This is a genomic window from Peribacillus sp. FW305-BF15, assembly GCF_058783805.1.
In genome coordinates, this window is record NZ_JBYSYV010000013.1 from 85,635 (window position 1) to 104,223 (window position 18,589).

15 protein-coding genes and 1 other annotated feature are annotated in these 18,589 nt (G+C 43.6%); of the genes, 13 read left to right on the forward strand and 2 right to left on the reverse strand.

Annotation, left to right across the window (positions count from 1 at the left end):
• The first annotated feature begins 122 nt into the window (after positions 1-122).
• From AC3WLU_RS15525 to AC3WLU_RS15535, 3 genes are all read left to right on the forward strand, one after another.
• On the forward strand, positions 123-1,052 hold the full coding sequence (locus tag AC3WLU_RS15525; RefSeq protein WP_492597515.1) for a YsnF/AvaK domain-containing protein: 930 nt from the start codon (positions 123-125) through the stop codon (positions 1,050-1,052).
• A gap of 165 nt (positions 1,053-1,217) precedes the next feature.
• Complete coding sequence (locus AC3WLU_RS15530; protein ID WP_492597516.1) at positions 1,218-2,018, forward strand: general stress protein; 801 nt, start codon at positions 1,218-1,220, stop codon at positions 2,016-2,018.
• Between the two features lie 569 nt (positions 2,019-2,587).
• Complete coding sequence (locus AC3WLU_RS15535) at positions 2,588-2,971, forward strand: general stress protein (RefSeq protein WP_106025979.1); 384 nt, start codon at positions 2,588-2,590, stop codon at positions 2,969-2,971.
• Between the two features lie 16 nt (positions 2,972-2,987).
• On the opposite strand, the gene sspI is transcribed toward AC3WLU_RS15535, so the two are convergent.
• The gene (gene sspI / locus AC3WLU_RS15540) at positions 2,988-3,197 is read right to left on the reverse strand and encodes a small acid-soluble spore protein SspI (RefSeq protein WP_034309032.1); all 210 of its coding nucleotides are present in this window, start codon (positions 3,195-3,197) and stop codon (positions 2,988-2,990) included.
• Between the two features lie 122 nt (positions 3,198-3,319).
• On the opposite strand from sspI, the gene AC3WLU_RS15545 reads away from it, so the two are divergent.
• The 3 genes from AC3WLU_RS15545 to pheT all read left to right on the forward strand — a co-directional run bounded on the left by AC3WLU_RS15545 (position 3,320) and on the right by pheT (position 7,907).
• A complete protein-coding gene (locus AC3WLU_RS15545; RefSeq protein ID WP_034309029.1) occupies positions 3,320-4,078 on the forward strand; it encodes a TrmH family RNA methyltransferase in 759 nt (252 codons plus the stop codon).
• A gap of 44 nt (positions 4,079-4,122) precedes the next feature.
• Positions 4,123-4,365, forward strand: a binding site (T-box leader).
• Positions 4,366-4,423: 58 nt separating this feature from the next.
• Positions 4,424-5,464, forward strand: coding sequence for a phenylalanine--tRNA ligase subunit alpha (pheS, locus tag AC3WLU_RS15550; RefSeq protein ID WP_053535889.1), 1,041 nt, complete (start codon positions 4,424-4,426; stop codon positions 5,462-5,464).
• Between the two features lie 28 nt (positions 5,465-5,492).
• A complete protein-coding gene (gene pheT / locus AC3WLU_RS15555; protein ID WP_492597517.1) occupies positions 5,493-7,907 on the forward strand; it encodes a phenylalanine--tRNA ligase subunit beta in 2,415 nt (804 codons plus the stop codon).
• Positions 7,908-8,205: 298 nt separating this feature from the next.
• On the opposite strand, the gene rnhC is transcribed toward pheT, so the two are convergent.
• Positions 8,206-9,165 carry a ribonuclease HIII gene (gene rnhC, locus AC3WLU_RS15560; RefSeq protein ID WP_063575527.1) on the reverse strand — a complete coding sequence of 320 codons (960 nt, stop codon included), beginning with the start codon at positions 9,163-9,165 and terminating at the stop codon, positions 8,206-8,208.
• Between the two features lie 172 nt (positions 9,166-9,337).
• Here rnhC and zapA point away from each other — a divergent pair, with 172 nt between their 5' ends.
• The 7 genes from zapA (at position 9,338) to AC3WLU_RS15595 (ending at position 18,522) form a co-directional block, all read left to right on the forward strand.
• Positions 9,338-9,598, forward strand: coding sequence for a cell division protein ZapA (zapA, locus tag AC3WLU_RS15565; protein ID WP_034309021.1), 261 nt, complete (start codon positions 9,338-9,340; stop codon positions 9,596-9,598).
• Between the two features lie 4 nt (positions 9,599-9,602).
• Positions 9,603-10,148 (forward strand): CvpA family protein, encoded by a 546-nt coding sequence (locus tag AC3WLU_RS15570; protein ID WP_034309018.1) that lies wholly within the window; start codon positions 9,603-9,605, stop codon positions 10,146-10,148.
• Positions 10,149-10,360: 212 nt separating this feature from the next.
• Positions 10,361-12,079, forward strand: coding sequence for a DNA polymerase/3'-5' exonuclease PolX (gene polX / locus AC3WLU_RS15575; protein WP_492597518.1), 1,719 nt, complete (start codon positions 10,361-10,363; stop codon positions 12,077-12,079).
• Between the two features lie 35 nt (positions 12,080-12,114).
• Positions 12,115-14,469, forward strand: a complete 2,355-nt coding sequence (locus AC3WLU_RS15580) for an endonuclease MutS2 (protein WP_492597519.1) — start codon at positions 12,115-12,117, stop codon at positions 14,467-14,469.
• 65 nt (positions 14,470-14,534) lie between these two features.
• On the forward strand, positions 14,535-14,942 hold the full coding sequence (locus tag AC3WLU_RS15585; RefSeq protein WP_034309012.1) for a DUF350 domain-containing protein: 408 nt from the start codon (positions 14,535-14,537) through the stop codon (positions 14,940-14,942).
• Positions 14,943-15,152: 210 nt separating this feature from the next.
• Positions 15,153-15,911: a GNAT family N-acetyltransferase gene (locus AC3WLU_RS15590; RefSeq protein WP_098866434.1), complete on the forward strand. Its 759-nt coding sequence runs from the start codon at positions 15,153-15,155 to the stop codon at positions 15,909-15,911.
• Between the two features lie 910 nt (positions 15,912-16,821).
• Positions 16,822-18,522 carry a long-chain-fatty-acid--CoA ligase gene (locus tag AC3WLU_RS15595; RefSeq protein ID WP_098866432.1) on the forward strand — a complete coding sequence of 567 codons (1,701 nt, stop codon included), beginning with the start codon at positions 16,822-16,824 and terminating at the stop codon, positions 18,520-18,522.
• Positions 18,523-18,589 lie beyond the last annotated feature (67 nt).

The following is an 18,589-nucleotide window of genomic DNA, read 5'->3' on the forward strand; positions in this document are numbered from 1 at the left end:
CGAATTGTAAATGATATAACAAAAATGAAATATGGATTCCTCGTTTACTTAGGAACATGGCGGGTATTGTTTATATATAGCATCCACTAAACGAAACAACAAAACCTAAGGAGGAATGTAAAATGAATAAAACAGTATATGGAGTATATGAATCAAATGCAGAAGTGATCCAAGCAATTAATGCACTTAAGGCAAAGGGTTTTGAAGGGGACGATATTACGGTCGTCGCAGATAAGGAAGAAACATTGGATTTCACGAACCATCAACGGGAAACGGATGTTCACACAATGACGAATGTTCCTAACGACGAATCGTTTATGGACAAGGTGGCACGTTTCTTCATGCCGGAAGATACGGCAGACCTTTCAACAAGATTGGCTAATGCAGGACTTTCGAATAGCGATGCGGCTGAACATGTCTTTGATGTAGAAAATGGAAAAGTCCTGGTTCTGGTTGAAGAAGGTGAAGGCCATCTTGGAACGGCAAGAGATAAATTCACGACCGGAACAATGGACACTGCCGGTAGAAGGCTTGATACTAACTCCACCAACCCATTATATAATGGCACGGAAAAAACTGATGCATTAAATAAAGAAGATGTTTATGGAGTCAACGGACAAGGCCGTGAATTGCCAGAAGATGAAAGGACACTTACACTTCGGGAAGAACAGCTGAACATTGACAAAGAAAGAGTTCAGACAGGAGAAGTCGTCATTAATAAAGAAGTCAATGAACAGCATAAAACGATCAATGTCCCTGTTGAACACGAAGAAGTGACAGTTGAGCATAGATCGGTTTCAGGGCGTGAAGCGAATCGAGAAACCGGAACCATTGAAGATGGGGAAACATTACGAATCCCGGTTGTTGAAGAAAAACTGGAAGTTTCGAAAAAACCGGTTGTCACCGATGAAATTGTCATCAAGAAACATGCTGTACAAGAAACGGAACAAGTTCAGGATACTCTTAAAAAGGAAGATATCCAGCTTGATAGTACAGATGAATCGATCGTGAATGAGAAAAAGGCAACTGAACGTAGAACCGACCGCTTCTAAGAGTGAAGGAAATGGCCTGCAGTTTTAAAACTGCAGGTTTCCTTTTGGTTTTTAGACCGATTAAAGGTCCGAGCTTAGGGAAGGCAAACCTTTTTGTTTAATTGGCACCCATCAGGGTATAAATACACATAAGAAGAAATATCGGAAAAAGGAGGAGGAATATGCATGGGAAAAACGTTATATGGTGTTTTTAATACGGAAAGAGAAATGATTCGGGCTATACAATCCCTCAAGGAAAAGGGGGTTCATGAAGGGGAAATAACGGTAATGGCTGATAAGAAAGAAGATTTGGATTTCGTTAATGAAAAGCATGATCCGGATGTCGAAGTCGTTACTAACTCTAACGAGGAATCCTTCATTGATAAAATGAAACACTTTTTCCTGAACGAGGGTTCCGAAGATATAAGGAACCGCTTAGGTGAGCTAGGGCTTGCCGATAGTGAAGCAACCGCTTATATAAATGAAGTGGAGGCTGGAAAATTCCTCATTCTTTTAGATGAATCGGAAACCGTAACAGCACGTGAGAACATAACTTCCAATCGCATCGAGGATACGGACGCACCTGCAGAGAATCCGCTTAAAACAGGGGTGGTGAACAATCCGGACCCGAACCTTTTTCCGGAAACAACCGCGAATGCCTATCAAACAAGGGAAATGGAAGCACAGCCAGGAAGAAGCGAAGAGCTTCACGGAAATTCCGCCAATATCTATGAAAATGAAGAGCTGGATATGAAGCGAGCTCAAGAAAGGGAAATCTGGGGGAATTCCACAGAAAAATTCAAGAATCAAAAACCAGGGATTCATGAAGGAACACTGGCAAGCGACCCGTTTGCAGACGATGCTGACAAAAACCTGGACGCTCAAGGATCACAGGATCGGACCGCGGGACCGACAGCCAGCGGACAGCAAGAGGAAGGCTTACAAGAAGAATACATCAAAAATCGAATCAATACCGACAATCTGTAATACCGCAACAAGAGCAGCCTGCATAAGGCTGTTTTTGTTTGTTTACTTAGATTGAAGAAATTTGCGACACTCCTGCCGAAATCACTGTCTAGCTGAGACACGCTGCCGTTTGCTTTGGCTTGTGAGACAGTCGACTGAAAGGGAGTGGAACTTTTTTAATGGCTCTTTTCGTAAAGATTGTTGTTTTTAAAACGAAACTATTTAAGGTTGATTGGAGCGGAAGTGCGAGACTCCTGCGGAAGCAGCGGGACAGGTGAGCCCCCACAGGCGTTTACGCCGAGGGGGCTCACCGCCCGCACCAAGGAAAGCGAGCATCTGGAGGGGATATCAACCACAACTCATTACCTGGTAAATAGCAACAAAGTATGTGAAAACAGCCTTTTTAATAGGACCGCAAGCAACCTCGATTTTCTTAGAGTTTGCTATAGGCTGTTATTTTTAAAAAAACCTTTAGGCAGAGGGTTCCCTTGTTCGTCTCCATAGACTATTTGCTTGTTTATTGATAAAGCTGCAAGGTATAATGACAAAGGAATTTTATTTTAAGTAGAGTAATAAGGAGGGGGAGAAACATGGAAAAAAACGTATATGGTGTTTTTGACTCTAATCCGGAACTACTTGCTGCAATTTCAGACTTAAAAGCAAAAGGCGTATCTGGCACCCAAATGACAGTGGCAGCTGATATAAAAAATAATGTGCAGCTTGGAAATGAACATACGGATATACTGATCATCGCCAATCAGGATAAGGAGGATACTCTTTTTTTGAAAATCTTCCATTACTTCACAGATGAAGGATCTGGAGATTTACGCAGCTTTTTCACGAAATACGGCTACTCTTTTGCGGAGACAAAAGCGATGCTTGAAGAAGTGAAAGCAAAGAAATTCATCTTGCTGCTTGATGAAGAAGTCTCCATCGAAGAACTGAAGGCTGGCGAGGCGAGATTAAAAAAATAACAGCCTTTGAAGGCTGTTATTTTTTTAATCCTGCTTCGAGGGCAGTGATCATTTCCTGTTTTTCCTGCTCGGATGAATTTTGCCAGATGACCTCGAATAATACTCCCAATCCAGGAAGCATTTTTTCCTCGCCATTTTGTATGGCATCGACAATCGTGTCTTCCAGCTGCTCTTGCGTATTTCCAGATACATTTTGGATGATCGCATTACGTAAGTTTAAATTCATAATTATTCCTCCTCTAACACATAATGACTGACATTAATAGCATTTCACAAACTCGCATGCAATATGTATGTAAATTGCGTTATAATAGGAAAATCAGTGTGAAGTTAAAGGAGCGTTTACCCTTGAAATATATCGAATCCGTAAAAAACCCGCAAGTTAAGCAATGGAAAAAACTTTTGACGAAAAAAGAACGAGATAAAACAGGTAAATATTTAGTCGAGGGTTTTCACCTAGTTGAAGAAGCCTTAAAAGAGGAAATCGTCTTGGAAGTGATCATCAATGAAGAAACTGAAATGCCTGCCCATTTTAAGGTGGAAGGCACAGAACTCATTTATGTGAAAAATGATATTATGAAGGCGATTTGCGATACTGAAGCACCGCAGGGAATTGCTGCGGTTTGTGAACAGAAATCAACGAGCATGGCGTCCATCAATCCGGAGAAATTATTGTTGATCGATGCCGTCCAAGATCCTGGGAATATTGGAACGATGATCAGGACAGCGGATGCAGCGGGAATAGATGCGGTCATTCTTGGGGAAGGGTGTGCTGACTTGTATAATCCCAAAGTGGTCCGTTCGACGCAAGGGAGCCTCTTCCATATGCCTGTCATTAAAGGGAACCTATCCGAAATCATCGATGAGCTTAAGCAAAGCGGCACACCGGTTTATGGCACAGCATTAGAAGGGGCATCGCCATTTGAAGAAGTGGAAAAGTCTTCCCGATTTGCCCTGCTGGTCGGTAATGAAGGTCAAGGGGTATCGAAGGAATTACTGGAGAAAACGACTAAAAACCTCTATATTCCCATCTACGGAAAAAGTGAATCTTTGAATGTGGGGATCGCTGCCGGGATTTTAATGTACCATTTACGAAAATCGATTTGAAACGGCCGAAGAATTATAATATAATAAAACAGAATTTTATAATGAAAACAACGATGACAAAGAGTAGTAGCTTAAAGTTAACCATATCCAGGGAGAAAATGCCTTGACTGAAAGCATTTTTATGGCACTGCTTAAGTGAATTCACCTTTCGAGTTGGCATTGGGAAGACAGAATGTCCGAAAAATGTTCCGGTGAAGAGCCGTTATTTTTAATGAAGTGAGTGCAGAAGTTTTTTTGTTTATGCACTAATAAGGGTGGTACCGCGATACATAAACCTCGTCCCTTTAGGGATCGGGGTTTTTTTGTGTTCATTTTTACAAAAGGAAAATAAAGGAGGAAGACATGATGCAGGAACGTTTACTAGAACTGCAGGAAGAAGCGTTGCAAAAAGTTGCCGCCGCTTCCGAATTAAAAGAACTGAATGAAGTCCGTGTTGCTTATTTGGGGAAAAAAGGGCCAATCACGGAGGTATTGCGCGGCATGGGTAAATTATCTGCCGAAGAGCGCCCGAAAATCGGGGCACTAGCCAATGAAGTACGTGAAGCAATCGCAACAAAGATCGAGGAGAAACAAAAAGCGCTTGAAACCGCGGCAGTCAATGCAAAGCTAGCAACTGAAACGATTGACGTCACACTTCCAGGACGTCCGGTAAACAAGGGGAATCTTCACCCATTAACACGAATCGTGGAAGAAATCGAAGACTTATTCATCGGGATGGGTTATACGGTTGCGGAAGGTCCTGAAGTCGAGAGCGACTACTACAACTTCGAGGCACTTAACTTGCCAAAAAGCCATCCGGCACGTGATATGCAGGACTCCTTCTACATCACGGATGAAATCCTGATGCGGACGCACACTTCACCGGTTCAAGCCAGAACGATGGAAAAACATAAAGGTCAAGGCCCTGTTAAAATCATTTGCCCAGGAAAAGTATATCGCCGGGATAACGATGATGCGACACACTCCCATCAATTCCAGCAAATTGAAGGCTTGGTCATCGATGAGAACATCAGCATGAGCGACCTGAAAGGAACGCTAGACGTATTTGCGAAAAAAGTATTCGGGCAAGACCGTGAAATCCGTCTTCGTCCAAGTTTCTTCCCATTTACTGAGCCTTCCGTCGAAGTGGATATTTCTTGTAAAATCTGCAGCGGTAAAGGCTGCAGCGTATGTAAAAAAACAGGCTGGATCGAAGTGCTTGGCGCTGGGATCGTTCATCCGAACGTCCTTGAGATGGCTGGCTTCGATTCCAAGAAATACTCTGGATTCGCATTTGGAATGGGCGTGGAACGGATTGCCATGTTGAAGTACGGTGTGGACGATATCCGTCATTTCTATACGAATGATGTTCGATTCTTAAAACAATTCAACCATCACGAAGCATAAATTTTTATTTTAAAAAGGAGGACCTACCATGTTTGTGTCATATAAATGGTTACAAGATTATGTTGACCTTTCAGGCATCAATGCGTCGGAGCTTGCTGACAAAATCACGAAAAGCGGCATTGAGGTTGAAGGGGTGGATAAGAAAAGTGAAGGGCTAAAAGGGGTCGTCATCGGGCATGTCTTAGAACGTGAACAACATCCAAATGCGGATAAATTGAATAAATGCCAAGTTGATATCGGGGCCGAAAATCCCGTTCAGATCATCTGTGGGGCACCGAATGTCGATAAAGGCCAAAAAGTCGCAGTCGCTACTGTTGGCGCAGTCCTTCCAGGTAATTTCAAAATCAAGAAAGCGAAACTTCGCGGAGAAGAATCGCACGGAATGATTTGCTCGCTTCAAGAATTGGGCTTCGAATCCAAGCTTGTTTCCAAGGATTATGCTACAGGAATCTTCGTCTTCCCTAATGATGTGGAAGTAGGGAAAGATGCATTGGAGGAACTTGGTTTAAGTGATGAAGTGCTGGAACTTGGGCTGACTCCAAACCGCTCCGACGCGCTAAGCATGCTTGGTGTTGCATACGAAGTGGGAGCCATTCTAGGCCGGGAAGTGAAATGGCCGGTAGTCGAGAAAGAAGAGGCAGCTGAAAAAGCAACTGATTATATCAGTGTCAAAGTGGAAGCGAAAGAAGATAACCCGATATACATGGCTAAAATCATCAAGGATGTTAAGATCGGACCCTCACCGCTTTGGATGCAGACTAGGTTGATGTCTGCAGGTATCCGACCTCATAATAATGTGGTGGATATCACGAACTACATTTTACTTGAATACGGCCAACCGCTCCATGCCTTTGATTATGACCGCTTTGGTTCAAAGGAAATCGTCATCCGCAGAGCGAAGGATGCTGAAAAAATCGTAACATTGGATGAAGCGGAACGCACTTTGACACCTGACCATTTAGTGATCACGAATGGCAGTGAGCCTGTTGCGATTGCTGGTGTGATGGGCGGAGCGGATTCCGAAGTCAAAAATGATACGACGAACATCATTATTGAAAGTGCATATTTTGCAGGTACAGTAGTTCGCAAAGCTTCAAAGGACCATGGATTACGCAGTGAAGCTAGTGCCCGCTTTGAAAAAGGCGTCGACCCGGCACGTGTTCGTGAAGCAGGGGAACGTGCTGCACAATTGATTGCACAATATGCAGGCGGAACAGTCTTACAAGGAGCAGCAGAAGTTGACGAATTGTCAATGGAACCTGCGGTCATTAGCATTACGCTTGAAAAAATCAATACACTCCTTGGAACAAGCATGACCGTATCAGTTGTGGAGTCAATCTTCAAACGTCTGCAATTCGGCGTGGAGCTTGACAATGAAACATTCACGGTCACTGTCCCGACGCGCCGTGGTGATATTACGATTGAAGCCGATTTAGTCGAAGAGGCTGCACGTTTATATGGATATGATAACATCCCCGTTACACTGCCGATCGGTTCTGCTAACCCAGGACAATTGACAGACTATCAAATTAAACGGCGGAAGGCACGCCGTACACTTGAAGGCGCAGGCCTTTATCAAGCAGTGACCTATTCACTGACAAGCCAGGAAAAAGCGTCCCAATTCGCATTGGAAGCAAGAGAATCCATTCGATTGGCAATGCCAATAAGTGAAGAAAGAAGCCAGCTGCGTTTAAGCATCGTGCCTCAATTGCTGGAAGTCGTGAAATATAACAATGCCCGCCAAATTGATTCACTGGCACTGTATGAAATCGGTTCGGTATTCTTTAAGCGTGACGAACAAGAACTGCCTGAAGAAAAAGAACATGTTGCTGGAGCAATCACCGGTCTATGGGAGTCACATCTATGGCAGGGTGAAAAGAAACCAGTGGATTTCTTTGTAGCCAAAGGCGTGATCGAAGCATTATTCGACACACTTGGATTAGCTGATCAAATCAGTTACCGCCAAGCGGAAATCAACGATATGCATCCAGGACGGACAGCGGAAGTACTATTGAATGGTGAAGTAATTGGCTTTATCGGCCAAGTGCACCCAACTGTCCAAAAAGACTTGGATATTAAAGAAACATACATTTTCGAACTTTCCTTAAAAGCATTGGCCGAAGCAGAAGTCGCGCCGATAGCGTACCAAACGATTCCGCGCTATCCATCAACCACACGCGATATCGCGCTCGTTGTGGATCAAGCCACGAAAGCCGGGGACATTCAGGATATTATTGAAGAAGCCGGCGGCAAACTGCTGAAAGAAGTAAGCATCTTCGACTTATACGAAGGTGAAAGAATGGAGGAAGGCAAGAAATCCATTGCCTACTCACTGAAATACTACGACCCGGAACGTACCCTGACGGACGAGGACATTACAAAAGCACATGATAAAGTGCTTGAAGCCGTTAAAGAAAAAGCCGGCGCAGAGCTAAGAGGATAAAACCAAAAAGACAGCTCCCTGAATCATGGGGAGCTGTCCTTTTTATTTCACGAGTAAAAGGTGAACTTACGAGTAAACCGAGCGAATTCACGAGTAAATGGAGCAAACTCACGAGTAAATGGCGTGAATTCACGAGTAAACCGCGCAAATTCACGAGTAAACCGCGCAAACTCACGAGTAAATGGAGTAAACTCCGGGTAAACCGCACAAACTCACGAGTAAATGGCGTAAATTCATGAGTAAACCGCGCATTTTCACGAGAAAAAGGCGGCTGTTCAGGAAGATCAGCCGCTTTCTTCTATTTATGATATTTCTGTTGATAGAGTCGCTTCGCTTTTTCTGTGTTGGCAAAATGGGTTTTCGTGAATTCGTGTAATGAATCGATTCCCTTTTCGTGAATCAATCTTGCGGCCGCTTCATCTACTGCAAATCCGGCACCTTTAGGGATTTTGAATCCGGCTTTTTCACTCAGCAAGTCAAAGCGTTTGACGAATGCATATCGGGCCAGGATGGATGCGGCTGCCACTCCAAGGTGAATGCCTTCCGCTTTTGTGCATAGATAGGTGGCATTAGCTTGGAATAGTTCTTGGCCTTTTAGGTAATTGAAAAATACCTCTGGTTGAGCGAATTGATCAATAAGGACGGCTTCCGCTTGTTCTGGCTGGATTTTTTGCATGAGGTTCTTGATTGCTTGGTTATGGAGGAGTGCCTTCATTTTTCCTTGTGACATTCCCTTTGCCTGCAGCGCATTATATTTCGGGTTGTCGCATGTGAGCAGGCTGAAGGGCACTACATCCTTAATCTGTTTGGCAATGTCGATGATCTGTGGGTCTTTCAGATTTTTGGAATCCTGGACACCTAGCTCCTTTAATAGAGCGAGTTGCTCCTTCTTGGCATATACGGCTACGACGGTCATCGGGCCGAAATAGTCTCCTGTTCCGACCTCGTCTGAACCAATCACTGACATGGTTCCGATATTTGCTGGCGGCGAATATCGATGGACGTTGACCGATGCAGAGGATGCTGTTTTTTTCTTTGGAGCCGCAGCAGTGGTACCTTTTTGCCATTTTACCGCTTCTATTTCGGCATTCTTCCCTTGAAAAAGGACCTTCCCGGATTTATATGCCGTCACCGTACATAGCGGCGGTTTGGCGGAAAAGATGCTCCCCGGCGGCTGCTTGGCGGCCAAGGATGAAGAATAATGGGACTTCATCGCCTTTATTTGTTCAGGACTGATAAGTAAAACAACATGGGACATAATGGGTTAGCTCCTAACTTCATTTTGTTTAATAGGTAATCTTCTTCCTAAATTCGATATCGTATGACAAATTATTGAAATTTTAATGCGAGAAATGACGATGTACTCTCTTTCATGACGAAAAACTTCATGATATGATAGAATTAGGATTGTTTAGATTGGGGGCATCATTTTGTCAGACGATAAACGAAATAAAACAACAGTTGATATATACGGACAGCCATATACAATCGTCGGCACAGAAAGCGCAAGTCATATGCGCCTGGTCGCTTCGATGGTTGACGAAAAAATGAGAGAGATCAGGATGAAAAATCCACACTTGGATACAAGCAAGTTAGCGGTGCTAACGGCCGTGAATACCATCCATGAATATATTAAATTAAAAGATGAACTAGACCAGCTTCAACTGGAATTAAAGAGAGAGAAGGACTGAGTACATGCTTGATTTAGCAATTCTGGCCATTCTTTTAATCGGTTTATTAATCGGTTTAAAGCGTGGCTTCATTTTACAAACGGTTCATATGACTGGGTTCATTGTAGCCTTCATCGTCGCCTATGTATTTTACGGAGATCTTGCTCCCAATTTGAAATTATGGATTCCGTTCCCAACGATGGGTGATTCCTCGACCCTTAATATGTTTTTCAATACAGTCGGGCTTGATACGGCGTATTACAATGCAATTGCCTTTGCAATCATTTTCTTTGCTGCCAAGATTCTTTGGCAAATGATAGGATCCATGCTCAATTTCATTACCCATCTACCGATATTAAAGCAACTGAATCGCTGGGGCGGAGGGATATTGGGTTTTCTCGAAGTCTATCTTATCATGTTTATTATATTATATATAGCTGCCATGCTGCCAATGGATTCCATCCAGAAACCATTAACTGGCTCATTTCTGGCAGAATCGATCGTGAAACATACGCCGTTCCTTTCCGAGCAAGTGAAGGAACTTTGGTTTCATGATGTAAAACAATCTTAATGTCAGTATAAGAGGGCCTGCCTCCCGTGTTCAAAGTCCTGGATTCCTATACTTTGAACACGGGGGAGGCCCCTTTTTATGTAGCGGCATGTAACTTCATTCTATTTGATTCGAAGGTTAAGAACCTGACTGCTTGTACTTTACCTCCAAGAAAGGTATCTTTAAGAAAGTGAACATGGGACACCCTACTAATTTTTTCGGCGGTGAATTAAATGACAATTAATAAAAAAGATATCATTAAACTATTAGAAAAAATTGCAATATATATGGAACTAAAAGGAGAGAACCCGTTTAAGGTTTCAGCTTTCCGAAAGGCAGCGGGCGCCTTGGAAACGGATGACCGGAGCCTGACGGAGATCGAAGATTTTACCGCTTTGAATGGAATCGGGAAAGGAACGGCATCCGTCATCGAAGAGTATATAAATGAAGGGAAATCGACTGTACTTGAAGAGCTTCAGGAGCAGGTGCCAAAAGGATTGATTCCGCTTCTGCAGCTTCAAGGTTTGGGCGGTAAGAAAATTGCCAAGCTTCATAAAGAGCTGTATGTCAAAGATGTGAATGATCTTAAAATCGCCTGTGAGGAAGGCAGGGTCGCGGCGCTTGCCGGTTTCGGCAAAAAAACGGAAGAGAAGATCCTGTCTGCAATTGCCGAGGCTGGTTCAAGGCCAGATCGGCTGCCCCTAGCCTTCATGAGACCGATTGCGGCTGAAATTGAAACGGCCCTTGCTAACATGGATTACATCATCCGTTCTTCCAGGGCGGGCAGCATCCGGCGTATGAGGGAAACAATCAAGGACCTCGATTTTATCATTTCGACAGATCATCCCGAAGAGGTTAAGAATCAACTGCTTGCAATAAAAGGGATAAAACAGGTGATTGCGGCCGGTGATACAAAAGTATCGGTCGTGCTTGATTATGAATATGACATTTCTGTCGATTTCCGAATCGTTAAGGATAAGGAATTCATCACGACACTTCATCATTTTACAGGTTCGAAGGATCACAATGTGCGGATGCGCCAGCTTGCTAAAGATCGCGGAGAGAAAATCAGCGAATATGGGGTGGAAGTGACTGAAACCGGTGATGTATTGACGTTTGAAACGGAAGAACAATTTTATAATCATTTTGGCCTTCCTTTCATTCCCCCAGAACTGCGTGAAGACGGAACGGAAGTGGAGCATTATGATGCTAATGAACCTCTCATATCTTTAGAGGCCATTAAAGGTGATCTGCATATGCATACGACATGGAGTGATGGTGCTCATACGATTGAAGAAATGATTGAAGCATGCCGTGCAAAAGGGTATCGATATATGGCCATCACCGATCATTCGCAATATCTGAAAGTGGCGAACGGCTTGACCGCTGAACGTTTACGTGAACAAAAACGGATCATCCATGAACTTAATGAAAAATATACTGACTTTACCGTTCTTTCCGGGATAGAGATGGATATACTTCCTGATGGGACACTTGATTATGACGATGAGCTGCTTGCAGAGATGGATTTGGTCATTGCATCGATTCACTCAAGCTTTTCACAGCCTCGGGAAACGATCATGGAGCGCTTAAAAACGGCTCTGAATAATCCGCATGTAGATATCATCGCACATCCAACGGGAAGGATCATCGGCAGGCGCACCGGATATGATGTGGATATAGAAATGCTGATCGAACTGGCCCGTGAAACGAATACGGCCTTGGAATTGAATGCGAATCCGAACCGATTGGATTTGGCACCTCCGCATCTGCGCAAGGCTCAGGAAGCAGGCGTTCCGATCGTGATCAATACGGATGCCCACAGCATCGACATGCTTGAACATATGCCTGTGGGGGCCTCGTCAGCCAAAAAGGGCTGGATTAAGGAATCCACGGTTCTTAATGCAAGGGATACGGATGGCTTATTGGCGTTTTTAAAGAGAAATGATTAACTATTTGCCCATAAATAAGGAGGAGCTTTAACTCCATGCATAATAAAGCTTTAAAGACATTGGAATTTCATAAAATAAAAGAACAATTAATCTCACACGCATCCTCATCCATAGGAAAAGAAAAGGCGGAGCAATTGATGCCTTCCACGGATTTTGAAGAAGTGTCGAGATGGCAGGAAGAAACAGATGAGGCTGCCAAAATCGTAAGGTTGAAAGGTAACTTGCCATTGGGCGGGATTTTCGATATCCGTCCGCATGCAAAAAGGGCACAGATTGGCGGTATGCTCTCTCCGATGGAATTGATGGAACTTGCGAGTACGATTCGTGCCGGCAGGATCTTAAGCCGTTTCTTCGAAGAACTGGCAGAGCAGGAGATTGATGTTCCGCTTTTAGCCGAATATATCGATTCCCTACATCCATTGATTGATTTGCAGCAGGAAATTACGTATGCAGTAAGCGAACATGGCGAAGTGATGGATTCTGCCAGCGACAAGCTTCGTACCCTAAGAAACCAAATTCGGACGAATGAAAGTCGTGTAAGGGAAAAACTGGAAAGTATGATCCGTTCTTCCAATGCATCAACCATGTTATCCGATGCCATCATCACCATCCGGAATGATCGATTCGTCATCCCGGTAAAACAGGAATACCGCAGTGTGTATGGAGGGATCATTCATGATCAATCATCATCAGGGCAGACGTTGTTCATTGAACCTCAAGCAATCGTTCAGCTGAATAATGTCCTGCAGGAAACCCGAGTGAAAGAAACGCAGGAAATAGAACGGATATTGGTCGAACTATCGGAAAAAGTCGGTGCGTTCACCCCTGAATTGCTTCATAATGTCAAAGTGCTGGCACAAATCGATTTCCTTGTCGCCAAGGCAAAATATGCAAAAGCGATAAAAGGATCCAAGCCGATTCTGAATAATGAGGGGCGCGTGAAATTATTCAAAGCGAAACACCCGCTCATTCCGAATGATGTCGTCGTGGCCAATGATATTTTTCTTGGTGATGAATTTACGACAATCGTCATCACCGGCCCGAATACAGGTGGTAAGACGGTTACCCTGAAAACGATTGGCCTCTGTACGTTAATGGCCCAGTCCGGTCTGCAGATCCCTGCGCTGGATGGTTCCGAAACGGCTGTGTTTTCCTCTGTTTATGCCGATATAGGCGATGAACAGTCGATTGAACAAAGCTTAAGTACATTTTCTTCGCATATGGTCAATATTGTCGATATCCTTAAGCATGTCGATTATGACAGTCTTGTTTTATTCGATGAGCTTGGAGCGGGAACTGACCCACAGGAAGGTGCAGCTTTGGCCATTTCCATTTTGGATGAAGTGTATAAGCGCGGAGCACGTGTGATTGCAACGACACATTACCCGGAATTAAAAGCGTATGGATATGATCGGGAAGGCGTCATAAATGCAAGCGTCGAATTTAATGTGGAAACCTTGAGTCCCACCTATAAACTTTTAATTGGTGTACCAGGGCGGAGTAATGCGTTTGAAATTTCCAAGCGCCTTGGTTTGGAAGAAAACGTGATCAGCAACGCCCGCGGCCATATCGGTGAGGATACGAATAAAGTTGAAAATATGATAGCGTCCCTTGAAGACAGCCGCAAGAAGGCTGAAGAAGAGGAATTGGAAGCCAAGAATCACCTGAAACAGGCGGAAATTCTTCATAAAGACCTTCAAAAGCAAATTGATGAGTACCATCAAGAACGGGATGCGATGGTTGAAAAGGCAGCAAAAGAGGCAGCGGCAATCGTTGAAAATGCACAAAGGGAAGCGGAAGCAATCATTGCCGACTTACGTAAACTGCGACTTGAAAAGCATGCCGATGTTAAAGAGCATGAACTGATCGATGCAAAAAAACGGCTTGAAGAAGCAGCGCCTAAAGTGAAAAAAACAACAAATAAAGCTGCGAGGCCGCTGGATAAAAGCTTGAAACCTGGAGATGAAGTAAAGGTCGTAAGCTTTGGTCAAAAAGGTCACTTGATTGAGAAGGTCTCAAATAATGAATGGCAGGTTCAGATCGGCATCATGAAAATGAAAGTGAAGGAGTCTGACCTGGAATTCATCAAGAGCACAAAAGTAAAAGAAACAAAGCCGCTTACCACGATCAAAGGCCGCGATTATCACGTTAGCGTCGAACTTGACCTTCGTGGAGAACGCTTTGAAAATGCCATATCAAGAGTGGAAAAATACGTTGATGATGCTCTTTTGGCCGGTTATTCGAGTGTCTCCATCATTCATGGTAAAGGGACGGGTGCTCTTCGGTCCGGGGTCCAGGAATACTTGAAAAATCACCGCTCTGTCAAAAGGATTCGCTTCGGCGAAGCCGGTGAAGGCGGAACAGGTGTTACGGTGGTGGAAATTAAATAAAGTAAAGCGGTCATTCCGGCAATTCAGCCAAGCCGGGTGGCTAGTTACCATTCGGGAGTTGGACCATGGAGAATATGTGGGAAAATGAATATGTATATATAGCTGCTCGTTACAGTGTCGTTATTCTGTGCATGATTGTTTTTTTAGCCATTTTTGAACTTGTCACAAAGTACAAGAACTGGGAGGAGATCAAACAGGGAAACCTTTCTGTCGCGTTGGCAACAGGTGGTAAAATTTTTGGGATCGCCTATGTATTCCAACAGTCCATTCTCCATCAGAATTCGCTTCTTACCATGATTGGCTGGGGCGTCTACGGTTTTGTCCTGCTGCTGATCGGTTATTTCATTTTTGAATTTATGACTCCTGGATTTAAAATAGATGAAGAAATACAAAAAGATAATCGGGCAGTTGGATTCCTATCGATGATCATATCAATCGCATTATCTTTTGTCATCGGCGCCGGAATTTCTTAATGCCCTTCATGAGAGGGAGTAAGCTGTGGAGAAACTTGCAAAAGTCTTAATTGTTTGTTGCGGAATCTTTTTTCTGTTTGGAATCATTTATATGACATTGTTCAACTGAAGCGGCCAGTGTGCCGCTTCTTTTATTTGGTTCTATTAAAAAAAATCGGGGGCCATGTATAATAATAATGGTCAAATAGACTTTTGAAGAGGAGGAGGAATATGGATCAGTCCAAATGGATACAGAAGATTGAAGAATTATCGCTGAATGCTTTACCCGCCATGCAAACACAAATCTATGATGGATGGGTTATCCGATTTGCGGATGGATATACGAAAAGGGCGAATTCCATCACCCCCATCTATCCATCGAATGAAAATGTGAAAAAGAAAATTTCGAATTGTGAACAATTATATTTTGCAAGGAATGATAAGGCCGTGTACAAAGTGACTCCACAGGCAAACCCTATCAACTTGGATCGTGTGCTGGAAGAGTCTGGGTATGCCCTTGAAGGAACCACAAGTGTCCAGGTATTGAATTTGGCAGATACAGAGTCACCGAATGAAACCAATGTCATAAAGTATGATCATTTACATGATGAATGGTTTCACGATTTCTGCCAGCTTAGTAATATTGATGATCATGATCAAACCATCCTGAAAAAGATGTTAGGGAATATCATTCCAAAAACATGCTTTATGTTGTTGACTGATGAAGGTGGAACCGTTACAGCAAGTGGACTGGGTGTTTTGGAAGACGAATACATAGGCCTGTACAATATCATTACCCATGAAAACTTTCGAAACCAAGGCAATGGTGCAATACTCGTTCGTAATCTATTGCATTGGGGTAAAGAAAATGGAGCAAAAAATGCTTATCTTCAGGTGATAGAAACGAACGCACCTGCTTTAAGCTTATACGGAAAATTGGGGTTTGAAGAAAAATATAAGTATTGGTATAGAATTAAAACCAAGAAGTAGAATGCCTCTTTTCAGTAGACGACAAAAGAGGATCGGAATGCTCTCCCCGATCTGTGATCTTAAAGAAAATTTGAATATCCTTTATTTCTTTTCTTGAGGGGTTGTGAAATTTGAGCGTTGATTTCCACTCCAGGCACTCGCTTTCCGCGGGCGGTCGGGAGCCTCCTCGGCACGCCTGCGGGGTCTCCCTGCCACGCTTTTCCCGCAGGAGTCTCGTACCTTCCGTTCCAATCAACTTTGTTTTATTTAGATAGAACCCTTTTTGTTCAAAACTAGATAATAATTGTTTGCCGGCAGTTTTTTCTGGGTTTGTAAAATGGGAACGTTGATTTCCACTCCAGGCACTCGCTTTCCGCGGGCGGTCGGGGAGCCTCCTCGGCTTGCGCCTGCGGGGTCTCCCCTAGACACGCTTTTCCCGCAGGAGTCTCGTACCTTACGTTCCAATCAACTTTGTTTTATTTAGATAGAACCCTTTTGTTCAAAACTAGATAATAATTGTTTGCCGACAGTTTTTTTCTGGGTTGTAAAATGGGAACGTTGATTTCCACTCCAGGCACTCGCTTTCCGCGGGCGGTCGGGAGCCTCCTCGGCTTGCGCCTGCGGGGTCTCCCCTCGACACGCTTTTCCCGCAGGAGTCTTGTACCTTCCGTTCCAATCACTGGAACTTTTTTAAAAGAAAAAAATGAGGGTAAAAGGGTTGTCTACATTCTGAAAGGAGTATAGCCACTCCTTTTTTTGTTTCCCTTTTTATATGTCCTATTCCAACATTCCCTGTAGTTGGAATAGGACATATATACTATCCAGCCTTTAATCGTAAGGTCTTTATACTCTGAAATTCGGCAATTGTAAGAAAATCCCGATTGTATTATAATGATTAAGAGTATTGAGAATATTCAGAAGGAGGGGGCAAATGAGCAATAAGCCATGGCAAGCTATTTATCCGGAACAGATACCCGCTGTTTTGTCGTACGAAGATAAACCTCTTTATTCTTTTTTGAAGGAATCAGCCGAGGAATTCCCTGATAAAGTATCGATTCATTTCCAGGGAAAAGAATTAACTTTCCGGGAAGTGCATGAGTCTGCTTTAAAGTTTGCAGCCTATTTAAAAAGTATCGGGCTTCAAAAAGGCGAACGCGTTGCCGTCATGCTACCTAACTGCCCTCAGGGTGTCATAAGCTTTTTTGGGATATTGATGGCCGGAGGAGTCGTGGTTCAAACGAACCCAACCTATACTGAACGTGAATTAGAATATCAAATGAAAGATTCCGGAGCGAAAATGATTTTAGTGATGGATATTTTATTTCCCCGTGTTTCTGCAGTGGCATCAAGAACGGATATAGAACATATAATTGTAACCGCTATCAAGGAATATTTACCTTTCCCGAAAAATCTTATCTATCCTTTTATTCAAAAAAAGCAATACGGCATTGTCATCAATGTGGAGCATGAAGGGAATCATCATTTATTTTCCGAAATAATGAAACGAAAGATCACTGAAGAAGTCGACACTGTGCCGATCGATGTCAATGATGACCTTGCCCTTTTGCAATATACAGGTGGGACAACTGGCTTTCCCAAAGGGGTCATGCTTACTCATAAGAACTTGCTGGCAAATACGAAAATGTGCAATGCATGGCTTTACAAAAATAAGCGCGGTGAGGAAAGGATCCTTGCGATTCTGCCTTTCTTCCATGTGTACGGTATGACTACGGTCTTGGTTCTTTCCGTCATGGAAGGGAACACCATGATCATCATGCCGAAGTTTGATGTCGAAGCGACGCTTAAAACCATCCAAAAACAGAAACCGACCATGTTTCCAGGAGCGCCAACGATGTATATCGGCCTCTTGAACCATCCGGATATCGCTAAATATGATCTTTCTTCCATCAATGCCTGTATTAGCGGTTCTGCATCTTTGCCCTTAGAGGTTCAAGAGCAGTTTGAGAAAATTACCGGCGGGAAGCTAGTTGAAGGCTATGGACTTTCAGAAACCTCACCTGTGACACATGCTAATTTCATTTGGGATCAGCCGCGTGTAAAAGGAAGCGTTGGACTGCCGTGGCCGGACACTGACTCGGCGATTCTGTCCCTGGAATCCAATGAAGAGCTTCCTCCGAATGAAATAGGCGAGATTGCCATAAAAGGACCACAGGTAATGAAAGGTTATTGGAACCGTCCGGATGAAACGGAAAAAACCTTTAAAAATGGCTGGCTGCTTACTGGCGATCTGGGTTATATGGATGAGCAGGGGTTCTTTTATGTCGTCGAGAGGAAAAAGGATACAATCATTGCAGGTGGTTTCAATATATATCCACGTGAGGTGGAAGAGGTGCTATACGAGCATGAGGCCATACAGGAAGTAGTTGTGGCAGGCATCCCTGACCCTTATCGAGGAGAGACCGTCAAGGCCTATGTCGTCCTGAAAAAAAATGCCAAGGTCACTGAAGAGGAATTGAATGAATTTGCCAGAAAGAACCTGGCTTCGTATAAGGTGCCGCGAAGCTATGAATTCAGGGATGAACTTCCTAAAACGACGATAGGGAAGATCCTGAGAAGAGTCCTTATCGAGGAAGAAAAGAAAAAAATATCCGAGGAAAGAAAAGAAGCTTAAACAAGCACCCCCTTTTAACGGAGCAGCGGAAGAGGGCTCCGTTTTGCAGAACAGCTGGACAAGCTAT